Source organism: Sulfitobacter sp. OXR-159, from assembly GCF_034377145.1.
Lineage (GTDB): Bacteria > Pseudomonadota > Alphaproteobacteria > Rhodobacterales > Rhodobacteraceae > Sulfitobacter.
The window spans coordinates 3,165,466-3,178,701 of sequence record NZ_CP139707.1 but is presented as its reverse complement, the minus strand read 5'-3'; the positions used below and the strand labels follow the sequence as shown (position 1 = coordinate 3,178,701).

The following is a 13,236-nucleotide window of genomic DNA, read 5'->3' as shown; positions in this document are numbered from 1 at the left end:
ACGCGTGATCGGTTCTTGGATCGCCCGGTATTCACGCCGGACACGGGTTGATGCGGCGCAGTTGAACGAGGCGTCGCATGTTATATGCGAGGTTCTTCATCCCGATCCTAGCCTTGGCTCGCACCAGACCAATGCTACGCACAAGGGTGCCACCCATGTCGTTGGTCTGTGCGCCGAATACATGTTCCACCCGGACCCGAACGGTGGATTTGGTCCGATTGCTGCCCTTGGCCTGATCTGTGAGAGGTTTGCCGCGTTTCCCCTTACGGTGGATGTGACTTTTCAGCTTCCGCGCGCGCAATTTCGCCTCCGTCTCCTCGGACCGATAGGCCGCATCCGCCCACACACCGGAGCCGGTATTGCCTCGCATCAGCAGGTGATCCACCGCTTGACTGTCATGCAGCGCGGCATCGCTGACGTGATAGCGCCGGACCAGCTTGTGCTTTCGGTCGACGTTCACATGGTTCTTGTAGCCGTAATGGCTCTTGCCGTGCTTTTTCGTCCAGCGCGCGTCCACGTCCTTCTGGCTGCGCTTGGCGGGCTTGTTTTCCCAATGCTCGGGGTTCTCGCCCTTCTTGATTGACGCGTTCTCGTCGCGCGTGTTGTGATTGCGCGGCACCGCCACAATAGAGGCATCAAGAATTTGCCCACCCCGAGCGATATACCCCTGCCGCGCCAAATACCCGTCAAATTGACGAAACAGCTCTTCCACCTTGCCCGCCTGCGCCAGCGCATCGCGATACAGCCACACCGTCTTTGCATCCGGCACCCGGTCCGCAAGGCTAAGTCCCAGAAACCTCATAAAGGACAGCCGGTCACGGACCTGATATTCGATCTGATCGTCCGACAGGTTGTAGAGTGCGCTCAGCACCAGCGTCTTGAACATCAGCACAGTGTCCATCGGCTTGCGGCCTGCGCGCGACTTGCGCTCCGCATCAGGCTTGCGCCAAACCTCATCCAAAATAGAACGAAACTCCTCCCACGGCACGACCGCATCGATCTCAACCAATGGGTCCTTCTTCGCGTCAAGGCTCGCATAGCGGTCGGAAAGATCAAAGAAACCCATCTGCGTCATTGCCGTCTCCCCTGTGCCGGTTCGTCCCATCAAAGATAACGCAGCACCGGGGTTGGGGCAATTTTTAGAGGTGCCCTCAAGAGAAAATAATTGATCAAATTAATGAGATAGAAAATCCTGTAAGCCCTGCCGATGAAGTGCAGAGGCTGGATATTTCGATCCGGAATGCTGGGACTGGTCCAATCGAGCCTGATGAAGGCCATTTCTTCTTCCGGCACCGTGTATCGAGAAACCGAGACATTGAGTTCATACACCTGCGTGGGGCCAACGAAGAGTTAATGATTGCCTTGTCACCAGATTGGGAAGTTCAATGGGCCAAGAGGCAAAAGGTTTCACAGGAAAACCTGATAAGAAACGAGAAAAGTGAATTTTTCCGTTGTGAGTTGCATGTTAGCGTCCAGGAAAACACGCGGGACAGCTTTGGTTCACTGAGCAATCTCATCGAACGCTACGATCTGCGAAACCTACTTAGAAACGTGACGACACCGAGCGCCGTAGAGACGGACGATGAACTAGTTAGGTCGACAGACGATGAGACGGACGCTCTTGTAGAAAAAGCCGCGGCAGAAAAGGTATCAGTAGGTGAAGGCCTATCGCCATCGACAGATGTCGATGTGCCGGAGCTTTGGAAAAAGCTCATTGACGTAGAGAGCCAACTTTCCATTGAGGGGGATACGACAGCCGATAGTTGGTTCGATGAGCGCCTTAAAATGACAGCCGTCCCTTTTAGTTTAGACTTGGGCCAGATTGAGTTTGATCGTGAAGACACTGTACTAGTGCTCTGAGTCTGACACTTCCTACCTGTTTCCGCGAGTTTCATCGAGCTTGTCCAGCGCGCGACGTTCCCGGGTGAGGATATCCTCTGCGGTTTTGGTCCATTTGAAGGGCCTTGGCTTCTCGTTGTGGTGGGCCAGATAGTCGTAGATCGCGGCCTCAAGATCATCGACGCTGGAATAGCTGCCGCGCCGGATGCGCCTTGATGTGATCTCGGCAAAGAAGCGCTCCACCAGGTTCAGCCATGACGCGCTGGTGGGCGTGAAGTGCAGCTTGAAGCGCGGATGCTTTTCGAGCCAGGCCTTTACCTCAGGCGTCTTGTGGGTGGCGTAGTTGTCGAGCACCAGATGCACATCGCGCCGCGTGGGCACAGCCTTGTCGATCTGTCGGAGGAATTTCAGGAACTCCTGCGCACGATGGCGTGGCATGCAATCGCCAATGACGGTGCCTGATTTCACATCCAGCGCAGCAAACAGCGTGGTCGTGCCATGGCGTTTGTAATCGTGCGTTACGGTCGCGGCACGGCCCTTCTTGAGCGGCAGTCCGGGCTGGGTGCGATCCAGCGCCTGGATCTGGGATTTCTCATCGACGCAGAGCACCACGGCACGGTCTGGCGGGTCGAGGTAGAGCCCGACGATATCGGTGACCTTCTCCTCGAACTTTGGGTCGTTCGAGACCTTGAACCCCTTCGTGAGATGCGGCTTCAAGCCAGCTTCTGCCCAGATGCGGCCGACGCTCGACGGCGAGATGCCCATGGCTTCGGCCATTAGCGCGCGGCTCCAGTGCGTTGCATTGGGCGGGGTTTCCTGCACCGTCTTGGCGATCACCTTCAGCCTTGTTTCCACGGGCAAAGGCGGCACCCGCGAGGGTCGCGTCTTGTCACGCTTGAGACCGGCCACGCCCTCATCGAGATACCGCTGCTGCCAGCGCCAGACCGTGGGTTTCGACGTGCCCGCGCGTCGCATAATCTCGAACGTGCCATGACCGTCCGCTGTGGCCAGGACGATCTCGGCCCGCCAGACAAGCTTGCGCGCAGTGTTGCGGTTGCTGATCAGGGCTTGAAGCTCAGTACGGTCGGCGGGGCCAAGGTAAAGGCAGATGTCATGGCGTCTCATGCCTCAAATATGGCACATCACGTTGCCGATGGGAATCTCCTGTCAGGTGGAGAACACTAGTTGAAAAAGAAACCAAAGCTGGAAGGTGGGCGAAGATAGGGCAGTTGGATGTACGGCAGTCCAGAAGAGATTGTGTTTACGTTGATTCCTTTTGGGAAAAGGCCAGCTTGAGGATTGAAGCCGGAACACGCTTGCGGTTTGAAAGCTTCTTCACGTCGGAAAGCTTGAAGCGTCGCAAAGATGCCGTTGATAAAGTACTACAAGGCAGCGGACGTACGGCCGACTTGGTCTCCGCTTTTGATCCCCAGAGAAACTCTATACCAACCAACTTTTCATGGGTCCCAGATAATGACCTGATTGCGTCCTATCAATTGAACGAGGAACAAGAACTGGCATTGAGGGGTGTGATTTCAAAGAGGCCATTGAGCCTTGTCCAAGGCCCCCCTGGAACTGGCAAGACGCGGTTTATTGCCGCCCTTGCTCATTATGCCCTTACTCATGGGCTAGCGCGAAGCGTCTTGTTAAGTAGCCAATCCCATGAAGCCGTTAACACTGCTATTGAAGGTGTAATAAAGCATTTTGCCAATGAGGGGGAGAAGCCAAGTGTCTTCCGGGTGGGTGCAAATACAGTGGACGCCACGGGCGAACTTCAACAGTATTTCGCACGAAATTTGGAGCAATCTCTCAAAGATCGGTTTTCGGCTTCCTTTAAAGACCGAATTCGTATCGCTGGAAAATCGCTAGTGCTCTGAGTCTGACACTTCCTACCTGTTTCCGCGAGTTTCATCGAGCTTGTCCAGCGCGCGACGTTCCCGGGTGAGGATATCCTCTGCGGTTTTGGTCCATTTGAAGGGCCTTGGCTTCTCGTTGTGGTGGGCCAGATAGTCGTAGATCGCGGCCTCAAGATCATCGACGCTGGAATAGCTGCCGCGCCGGATGCGCCTTGATGTGATCTCGGCAAAGAAGCGCTCCACCAGGTTCAGCCATGACGCGCTGGTGGGCGTGAAGTGCAGCTTGAAGCGCGGATGCTTTTCGAGCCAGGCCTTTACCTCAGGCGTCTTGTGGGTGGCGTAGTTGTCGAGCACCAGATGCACATCGCGCCGCGTGGGCACAGCCTTGTCGATCTGTCGGAGGAATTTCAGGAACTCCTGCGCACGATGGCGTGGCATGCAATCGCCAATGACGGTGCCTGATTTCACATCCAGCGCAGCAAACAGCGTGGTCGTGCCATGGCGTTTGTAATCGTGCGTTACGGTCGCGGCACGGCCCTTCTTGAGCGGCAGTCCGGGCTGGGTGCGATCCAGCGCCTGGATCTGGGATTTCTCATCGACGCAGAGCACCACGGCACGGTCTGGCGGGTCGAGGTAGAGCCCGACGATATCGGTGACCTTCTCCTCGAACTTTGGGTCGTTCGAGACCTTGAACCCCTTCGTGAGATGCGGCTTCAAGCCAGCTTCTGCCCAGATGCGGCCGACGCTCGACGGCGAGATGCCCATGGCTTCGGCCATTAGCGCGCGGCTCCAGTGCGTTGCATTGGGCGGGGTTTCCTGCACCGTCTTGGCGATCACCTTCAGCCTTGTTTCCACGGGCAAAGGCGGCACCCGCGAGGGTCGCGTCTTGTCACGCTTGAGACCGGCCACGCCCTCATCGAGATACCGCTGCTGCCAGCGCCAGACCGTGGGTTTCGACGTGCCCGCGCGTCGCATAATCTCGAACGTGCCATGACCGTCCGCTGTGGCCAGGACGATCTCGGCCCGCCAGACAAGCTTGCGCGCAGTGTTGCGGTTGCTGATCAGGGCTTGAAGCTCAGTACGGTCGGCGGGGCCAAGGTAAAGGCAGATGTCATGGCGTCTCATGCCTCAAATATGGCACATCACGTTGCCGATGGGAATCTCCTGTCAGGTGGAGAACACTAGGAGTTCCTGAAGATATCTCGGACAAAATTTGCGTGGTGGAAACCACAATCAACGATATGGTGAGTTCGATTGAACGATTATCAATGGCTTCACGTGATCCCAACGACTCAAATAAGCGGAAGCATAATTTGTTGATGTCTCTGGAGCAACAGATCGCATCGGTTATTCCAGAAGGAGAAGTTAGCACAGACGATAACGAAATGTTGGAAGTTCCAAACGCTGTCGTTTCTCAAATCATTAAGTTAGACTGCAGACCTATTGGTCTCGGGGACGACAAAATTGAAAAGCTACGCGAAATCATACGCCTTGCGAAGGATTTTATTGGAGCTAGCTCGTCTGTGTCTAGAAGTTTTGAACCCTTCTTTGCAGGCACGCGCCAGATAGTCGCGGGAACTTGCGTAGGGCTAGGTCGTCGCTCTTTGGGGCTAACCACTACGCCTTTTGACCTTGTTATTGTTGACGAGGCAGCGCGGTGTACAGCTAGCGAACTGCTCGTGCCGCTTCAAGCCTCGCGATGGACAGTCATGGTCGGTGACCACGCTCAGCTTCAACCTCACCACGAGCCAGCCGTCGTCGAAAGGGTTTCTAGAGAACTTAAGCTGAAGCGAAGCGATATACTGGTATCAGATTTCGAGCGGGTGTTTTGTTCACCATATGCCGAAACTGGTGGATTCAGTTTGCAGCGCCAATACAGAATGTTACCGGCAATCAATCAAATTGTTTCTAAGACTTTCTATCCTGGATTAAACCTTTCGGCCGGACGCCACGAACCAGTGCTCCCACCAAGTGTGCTTGAAAAGATCTTGGAGAATGAAGTCGCTTGGGTAGAGACGGATAGCTTGGGGAAGGCGGGATATGAAACCAGCCCAAAGGGAAGCTCCAGTAAAGTCAATGAAGCTGAAGCTGATGCCATCGTAGGACTCATCGAAAAGTGGGTTGCTGACGATACCGTTGCCAGATGGCTCGAAAGTCAAACCGATTATGAAGCGGGAATTGGGGTAATTTGCATGTACGCAGCACAGCGCGACCTCCTAAAGCGAAAATTGAATATGTCGTGTGCCAGTAGGTATTTGAATAAAGGTCTAAAGGTGGGGACCGTAGACAGCTACCAAGGTAAGGAGAACCCAATCGTCATACTCTCATTGGTTCGAAACAACAAAAACGGTTTAGTTGTGAACGGAGAACGATCTATACGGGAAGGGTTCTTGATTGCCCCAAACAGAATTAATGTTGCATTTAGTCGCGCGATGGATCGATTGTTTATCGTAGGAAATAGGAATGCGTGGCGCCCCGGGACTCCAATTGCAAGCGCCGCATCAGAGTTTTCAGAGCTGGCCTCGCAAGGCCGAGCAACAGTGATCAGCGCAGATACCTTAATTGACCGAAGCATCGGGAATGTAGAGCAAGAGGGTTGAGTATGACCTGCATTCCCCAGGTGGCGTGTCGTTTGAGGTGAAGATCGCCTGTATCCGATCGCTAGACAAGGATTTTCTGCCGCAAGCGGCACCTGCGGTCGCGCAGACTGCTGGATCTGGACGGATCAGACCGCGAAGCCGCTGTTTCCTTGCCCAGGGGCGGCGTTTTTCAGCGCAGCGGACAGATCTGTCCAGCCGCTTTCGTTCAGTTTGAGCGTGGATCGCGATCATGCGCATAGCGGTGGCGCTCGCAATCGGCGGATAGCGGCGAGGATGGCGCGTACCATCGTGCCGGTGACAGCGACCTCGGCCAGCTGGAAGGTGATGGTGCGGGCGTGACGGACCACACGTGCCCCGATCTTGATCAGCTTCAGTTGCAGGCTGGTCAACGACCAGTCGGCCATGGCTTCGGGCAGCTCGATGCAGCGCAAGAAGGTGGCCAGGTTGTACGCCAGGGCGTGCAGTTGCAGCCGCACCTCATTGTCGCGGAACTTCCGGCACGACAGCCGCGTCCAGCGAAAGGCGTATTTGCCCTCTTTGATGTGCTGCTCGGCGGTGCCGCGCTGGTTGTAGAACCGCACCACCCAGTCCGGCTCCATCGGCAGGTTGGTGACGATGAAGCCGACACGCGGGAACAGTTCGCCCGGATGCCATTCGATCTTGGCGATCACCCGGCGTTCCTTGTCCCAGGACGCCGCCTGATACTCGAATTCCTCGAAGAACCGCTTGACCTTGGTCAGTGACGGCCGCCCGACAGGGCGCGTTAGCCGATGCGCGATCTTGTCCTTGAGGACCGCGTTTGCGGGCAGCCGGATGGCGTAGAAGAACCGCGCTTCTTCCAATCGCTCATAGATCGCCGGGATCGCGTAGGCAGCATCGGCCCGGAAGAACCTGCCACCAAGGTCGCGCTCCGCGTAGCGCGCAATGACGGGGTCGAGAACATCACGCCAGCCATCGGCGCTGTGGACGTTGCCATGGCGCAGGGCGCAGCGTTCCAGCATCCCGAACTGGTTGAACAGAAAGTTGGGGTGATAGCAGCTACAGTCGAAATGGCCATTCCAGGCGGACCCTTCCTGGTCGCCATGGGTCGGGCTGACCGAGCTGTCCATGTCCAGAACGATGTACTTCAGCCCGTTACGGTCATGGAACCGGTCGATCCATTGCCCGTTCAGGTCGGCCAGCGCGGCACGGTTCCCGGCCAGAGCCAGCGTCTCGGTCTCGAACCGTCCCATCTGCGATGCCGAGGCCGCTTGTGCATCGACCGCTCTGCCGCCGACAACTTGGCGCATGACCGGATCGCAGGCGAGACGGTTGGCGTCGTTGACATCCTCGTATCCGGCCAGCCGCCCAAAGACTGATTGCCGGAACAGGCCGTCGAGCCGATGGACCGTGTTCTTGCCAGAGCGAGTATCGCGCAGCGCCGCTGACGCCAAATCGGACAACCCGAGCGCGTCATCAAGCTCGCGCATCACCAGAAGGCCGCCGTCGGAACTGAGCTGCGTGCCGCGAAATTCCAGCCGCACGCGAGGGTCGAAATCCACCCGATCTGCCCGTTGCAAGCCCGCACCCTCTGGGTGATCCATGAAACGCGCCCCTCGCAGCCTTCAACACCATGTTTTATATAGGAAATATAATGGTCAGGACAGCGAAATCAGCGCCTTACTTGGGAAATGTGGGGTATGAAACGGTCCAAGAGAAAGATACTTTCCGTAAGCCAAAACCCTTACCAAGAAAAACACTTGACGGGAGAAGAAAATGAGGCTGTAGATGAGGATAAGATTGTCGTTGGAACTATTGAATTAGCTTTACCTTGCCGACATTTTTTAGTCGAATACAAGGTCGCCGGTTCTGAGAAATTCTCGCCAACTCTTGAGTTTTTGCTTCGAATTATTCATTCAGCACCGGGTATTGAAAGAGGGCAAGTGTCTGCATTCTTTGGCTACAACGACGACGAGATCGCTTTCGTCGTTAATGAAGCGACAGTTCATGGCTTCGTGAGCGAAGCAGATAGCAGATTAAACCTTACGATTGCCGGACGGGAGCTCTTCGAAAAATCGATCGATGGTCCAAGGCTGTTCTCAGTGCGAAAGAAGATTGACAAGGTATCTTTTGACCTTTTGTCTATTTCTCCTACTAGTCAGAAGAATCTCCGCGTCAAATCGTTACCTGAATTACCGATTTCAAACGAAGCAGCTTCTAAGGGAGTGGCACAAGAGATTCAGGTAAATAGCCTAAGACGATTTTTTGGAGAATTGGGCCTATCTCGTAGTCGTGAAGGTGAAGTACCCGCGACATTATATTCTGTCGACAACGTAAGAGCAGAAAATCGTTTCCAAGAGAGTATCCCGATCTCACTTGTGGCGAGTATATCTTCTCCGAGTATTGTAACGGCAGATTTAAGTGAATGGAGGGCGGACCATGAAATTGCGGACAGACTAGAAATTGAGCGGGAAGTGTCGAAGTTTGTCGACACGTTGAAAACTCTTTCGAGAACTGGCGATGGAGATGAAGCCTATGACATACTCTCAGAGATTTTTCCTGATTACTTAGATCGGTTTTCCACGCGGCGGGGACTTAATGTTGAGCGTTTTTGGCGGGAAGTGGCAGGTCAGGATCCATCGCCAAGGGTCAACCGCAAGACCGTTCCAGTGGTTGGCTCGCTGTTCACGAAAAAGAACTCAAGGGCCATCGGTCAAGTGATCGAATACGGAGCCAGGAACTTTAATCGAACATTAAAGCGTGAGAGGCTAGTGCTCTGAGTCTGACACTTCCTACCTGTTTCCGCGAGTTTCATCGAGCTTGTCCAGCGCGCGACGTTCCCGGGTGAGGATATCCTCTGCGGTTTTGGTCCATTTGAAGGGCCTTGGCTTCTCGTTGTGGTGGGCCAGATAGTCGTAGATCGCGGCCTCAAGATCATCGACGCTGGAATAGCTGCCGCGCCGGATGCGCCTTGATGTGATCTCGGCAAAGAAGCGCTCCACCAGGTTCAGCCATGACGCGCTGGTGGGCGTGAAGTGCAGCTTGAAGCGCGGATGCTTTTCGAGCCAGGCCTTTACCTCAGGCGTCTTGTGGGTGGCGTAGTTGTCGAGCACCAGATGCACATCGCGCCGCGTGGGCACAGCCTTGTCGATCTGTCGGAGGAATTTCAGGAACTCCTGCGCACGATGGCGTGGCATGCAATCGCCAATGACGGTGCCTGATTTCACATCCAGCGCAGCAAACAGCGTGGTCGTGCCATGGCGTTTGTAATCGTGCGTTACGGTCGCGGCACGGCCCTTCTTGAGCGGCAGTCCGGGCTGGGTGCGATCCAGCGCCTGGATCTGGGATTTCTCATCGACGCAGAGCACCACGGCACGGTCTGGCGGGTCGAGGTAGAGCCCGACGATATCGGTGACCTTCTCCTCGAACTTTGGGTCGTTCGAGACCTTGAACCCCTTCGTGAGATGCGGCTTCAAGCCAGCTTCTGCCCAGATGCGGCCGACGCTCGACGGCGAGATGCCCATGGCTTCGGCCATTAGCGCGCGGCTCCAGTGCGTTGCATTGGGCGGGGTTTCCTGCACCGTCTTGGCGATCACCTTCAGCCTTGTTTCCACGGGCAAAGGCGGCACCCGCGAGGGTCGCGTCTTGTCACGCTTGAGACCGGCCACGCCCTCATCGAGATACCGCTGCTGCCAGCGCCAGACCGTGGGTTTCGACGTGCCCGCGCGTCGCATAATCTCGAACGTGCCATGACCGTCCGCTGTGGCCAGGACGATCTCGGCCCGCCAGACAAGCTTGCGCGCAGTGTTGCGGTTGCTGATCAGGGCTTGAAGCTCAGTACGGTCGGCGGGGCCAAGGTAAAGGCAGATGTCATGGCGTCTCATGCCTCAAATATGGCACATCACGTTGCCGATGGGAATCTCCTGTCAGGTGGAGAACACTAGACTATTTTTGGGCTGGACCGCAAATTCCGACTTGGGCAGCAACTTCCGTCGCTCTAAGCACTAATGATTTTATTAAAACCAAAATAGCCGACTCGTCAGGAGGTGCAGTTAATATTCGAGATATCGCAAACTTGTGTCTCTTTCCGGGGAGTCATCCCCTCCATCTTCGCCATGTATTTGACTTTGCTATTGATATTAGGGTTCAGAGTCTTCCAAGAGAGCTTGAGATATTATTTATCCCCGGCATCTTAGTGGCTGTGTCTGTTCACGCACCGATAATGCTAAACTTGGGCTTTCCAACTCCCCTTGGGGCTATGTCTTTCGACATGGACACGTTGGAAAGAACACATAATTTTCTGAGCCGGCGACTTTGTAATGAGGGCGACAACAGAATCCAAAAATTTCTTAAAGATGCAGAGATGGGGTCTGATCTTGTAAGTGAAGGAATAGACCCAGAATAGACTCGTTTGAGCACGACGTTTTACCTGCCGAAGATATGCCTGTCGAAGCATTGCGTAAGTTGGGTCAAGAAACTGATCTACGCCGCTTGATCACAACTTGGCTAAGGGGTCGAGATCGTGGCATATTTGATTTTCCCTAGGAGGCTGTGTTTATCGAAGAAAAAAGGCCGGACATTCGTTTAGTCCGCAGCTAATGGCCGCTTCTCTAATTCGGTGTCTGGGTCAAGTTCGTTTTCCTACTTTTGAATGATCAAGGATCGTTTGTCCGGGTCACGCTTCTCTTCGCAGTCTGGTTTGGCGTTCGAAATGGCGCCGCTGCATGCATGTGTCAGATTGAAAGTGGAGAGCCCCGCTTTCCGGCGCGCTTCAAGTTGCGCAGCGGACATTTTCGGCTTCGTCCACGAACCTCGTCCGGATTGGACGATCCCGTCAGGTTAGGTGGTAGGCTACTTGTTCATGCCGTGCCTCCAACTTGTTCCTGACGGAATTCACTGCCGTCGATCCACATACGGTGGAGTAGAACAGCAAGTTTGCGGGCGACGGCAACAACTGCGCATCGGCGACCTTTGGTGCGCATCAATCGCATGCCCCATGATTTAATCTGTGACCCTGCCATCGTTCGCATCAGCAATGCGTTGGCAGCAGCATTAAGAGTTGCACGAACATCTCGATCTCCTGCCTTTGAAATTCGGCCAGGATTGTCGTGCTCCCCTGACTGAAAGCGCGTTGGCGTCAGGCCAAAGTGCGCAGCAACTGTACGCGAACGCTTGAAGCGGTTTGGATCATCAACGGCCGCCTTGAATGTCAGTGCTGCAATTGGCCCAACACCTGGAACGGTCATCATGCGCATGCAAACCTCGTCTTGAGACGCTGCACGTTTCACGCGCCGATTCAGCTTGAGGTAGTGTTGGAACAAAGCCGCCCGCGCGTCGAGCAATGGAATGATCGAATGCGCAAGGACGTCGTCCAACTCGATCATCGGCCGTACCAAGCCATCAAAAGATCCGTGTTTCACTGTTCGGGGCAATCGTACGCCGAAGATTTTCAGCAGACCGCGAACCTCGTTGGCCAGATCCATTGTCTTCTGGAGCAAAGCTTTTCGCGTGCTCAATAGCGCCCTCAGCCCGTGGGCTTCTCGGCCCTTCATATGGACCGGACTGAACCAGCCTGTTCGTAGGATTTGGGCAATGCCCTTTGCATCTGTCTTGTCGGTTTTGTTTCGCATCGGAGATAAGGCGGCACTTACTTGCCGAGCTTCCATGCATACGACTTCGAAGCCTTTTTGACCTGCCACGGAACTCTCATCCAGCTGTGACTTGAGCCCGATTGATGTTTACGCCGATTGGCGCAGGTTGAGCAATCGCCCGACACGCGGAGCTTTCATCTCGCGTATCGGGGCGGGCGATTGCGGTGGTCAGGGTCCGCGCGTAGTCGGCCGGGGTCTGGTAATTCAAGGCCGAATGCGGGCGTTCGGTGTTGTAGTCGGTGGCCCATGCGGGGATCACGACGCGGGCATGTGCCAGGTTGCGGAACATGGTCTCGTTAAGTAGCTCGTCGCGCATCCGCCCGTTAAAGCTTTCGACGAAGCCGTTCTGCATGGGCTTGCCCGGCGCGATGTAGTGCCATTCGATCCGATGCTCGGAACACCAGCGCAGGATCGCGTTACTGGTTAGTTCGGTCCCATTATCGCTGACAATCATGCCAGGCTTTCCGCGCCGCTCGATCAATGCCGTCAGCTCGCGTGCCACACGCCGTCCCGAAATCGAGGTATCCGGGATTGCCGCTAAGCACTCCCGGGTGACATCGTCGACCACGTTGAGCACCCGGAAGCGCTGGCCGCTGGCGAATTGGTCGTGGACGAAATCCAATGACCAACGTGCGTTCGGCCGTGCTTCGACCAAGATTGGCACCCGTGTCCCGACAGCCTTGCGTCGGGCCTTTCGCTTGCGCACCGCCAGCCCTTCCTCGCGGTAAAGCCGATAGATCCGGTTGATCCCCGAGGGCTCGCCCTCGCGGCGCAGCAGCACGAAGAGCCGCCGATAACCGAACCGTCGACGCTCATTGGCCAGATCCCGCAACCGACCGCGTAGAACCGTGTCCGGCGCACGCTTAGCCTGGTAGCGGACCATCTTGCGGTCCGCCCCGGCAATCCGGCACGCCCGCCGTTCCGATAGCCCGAGAAGGGCCTTCAGATGCGCGACCGCCTCGCGCTTCACGGCAGGCGTCACCACTTTTTTGAAACCAGTTCCTTCATTGCAGCCAGATCGAGCATCTGCTCGGCCAGCAGCTTCTTCAGCTTGGCGTTCTCATCATCAAGCGTCTTCAGCCGCTTGGCCTCAGACACCGTCATGCCGCCGAATTTGGCCTTCCAGTTATAAAAGGTGCCTTCCGACATGCCGTGCTTGCGGCACAAGTCCGCGCATTTTGCGCCTGCTTCGTGCTCGCCAAGGATGCCGATGATCTGTTCGTCCGTGAATCTCGTTCGCTTCATTGTCCGTCCTCAAGTTGGGCCGGACTCTAATCGACGGTGGAGGAAAAATCCCGTGGCAGGTCAATT

11 protein-coding genes are annotated in these 13,236 nt (G+C 55.6%); 4 read left to right on the top strand and 7 right to left on the bottom strand.

Features of this window, described 5'->3' with window-relative positions; genetic code table 11:
- Positions 1 to 31 precede the first annotated feature (31 nt).
- Positions 32 to 1,075 (bottom strand): IS5 family transposase, encoded by a 1,044-nt coding sequence (locus T8A63_RS16290; protein ID WP_174857890.1) that lies wholly within the window; start codon positions 1,073 to 1,075, stop codon positions 32 to 34.
- 278 nt (positions 1,076 to 1,353) lie between these two features.
- On the opposite strand from T8A63_RS16290, the gene T8A63_RS16285 reads away from it, so the two are divergent.
- A complete protein-coding gene (locus tag T8A63_RS16285; protein ID WP_322344434.1) occupies positions 1,354 to 1,860 on the top strand; it encodes a hypothetical protein in 507 nt (168 codons plus the stop codon).
- A 12-nt stretch (positions 1,861 to 1,872) separates the two neighbouring features.
- Here T8A63_RS16285 and T8A63_RS16280 read toward each other — a convergent pair whose 3' ends face one another.
- A complete protein-coding gene (locus T8A63_RS16280) occupies positions 1,873 to 2,964 on the bottom strand; it encodes an IS630 family transposase (protein WP_067931132.1) in 1,092 nt (363 codons plus the stop codon).
- A gap of 104 nt (positions 2,965 to 3,068) precedes the next feature.
- Here T8A63_RS16280 and T8A63_RS16275 point away from each other — a divergent pair, with 104 nt between their 5' ends.
- Positions 3,069 to 3,716 (top strand): AAA domain-containing protein, encoded by a 648-nt coding sequence (locus T8A63_RS16275; protein ID WP_322344433.1) that lies wholly within the window; start codon positions 3,069 to 3,071, stop codon positions 3,714 to 3,716.
- Positions 3,717 to 3,728: 12 nt separating this feature from the next.
- Here T8A63_RS16275 and T8A63_RS16270 read toward each other — a convergent pair whose 3' ends face one another.
- Entirely contained in the window at positions 3,729 to 4,820 is a 1,092-nt protein-coding gene (locus T8A63_RS16270; RefSeq protein ID WP_067931132.1) for an IS630 family transposase, read from the bottom strand.
- A gap of 95 nt (positions 4,821 to 4,915) precedes the next feature.
- On the opposite strand from T8A63_RS16270, the gene T8A63_RS16265 reads away from it, so the two are divergent.
- On the top strand, positions 4,916 to 6,295 hold the full coding sequence (locus T8A63_RS16265) for a DEAD/DEAH box helicase (protein ID WP_322344432.1): 1,380 nt from the start codon (positions 4,916 to 4,918) through the stop codon (positions 6,293 to 6,295).
- 227 nt (positions 6,296 to 6,522) lie between these two features.
- Here T8A63_RS16265 and T8A63_RS16260 read toward each other — a convergent pair whose 3' ends face one another.
- Entirely contained in the window at positions 6,523 to 7,878 is a 1,356-nt protein-coding gene (locus tag T8A63_RS16260; RefSeq protein ID WP_006473457.1) for an IS1380-like element IS1247 family transposase, read from the bottom strand.
- A gap of 156 nt (positions 7,879 to 8,034) precedes the next feature.
- Here T8A63_RS16260 and T8A63_RS16255 point away from each other — a divergent pair, with 156 nt between their 5' ends.
- A complete protein-coding gene (locus T8A63_RS16255; RefSeq protein ID WP_322344431.1) occupies positions 8,035 to 9,054 on the top strand; it encodes a hypothetical protein in 1,020 nt (339 codons plus the stop codon).
- Between the two features lie 12 nt (positions 9,055 to 9,066).
- Here the strand turns inward: T8A63_RS16255 and T8A63_RS16250 are convergent, their stop codons facing one another.
- The 3 genes from T8A63_RS16250 to T8A63_RS16240 all read right to left on the bottom strand — a co-directional run bounded on the left by T8A63_RS16250 (position 9,067) and on the right by T8A63_RS16240 (position 13,170).
- Positions 9,067 to 10,158: an IS630 family transposase gene (locus T8A63_RS16250; RefSeq protein WP_067931132.1), complete on the bottom strand. Its 1,092-nt coding sequence runs from the start codon at positions 10,156 to 10,158 to the stop codon at positions 9,067 to 9,069.
- Between the two features lie 975 nt (positions 10,159 to 11,133).
- Entirely contained in the window at positions 11,134 to 11,973 is an 840-nt protein-coding gene (locus T8A63_RS16245; protein ID WP_322344430.1) for an IS110 family transposase, read from the bottom strand.
- 7 nt (positions 11,974 to 11,980) lie between these two features.
- Positions 11,981 to 13,170, bottom strand: a protein-coding gene (locus T8A63_RS16240; protein WP_322344429.1) for an IS3 family transposase whose coding sequence is annotated in 2 segments (ribosomal slippage) — positions 11,981 to 12,918 and positions 12,918 to 13,170 — 1,191 coding nt in all. Because the reading frame shifts where the segments join, the coding sequence is not laid out codon by codon here.
- Between the last annotated feature and the right edge of the window lie 66 nt (positions 13,171 to 13,236).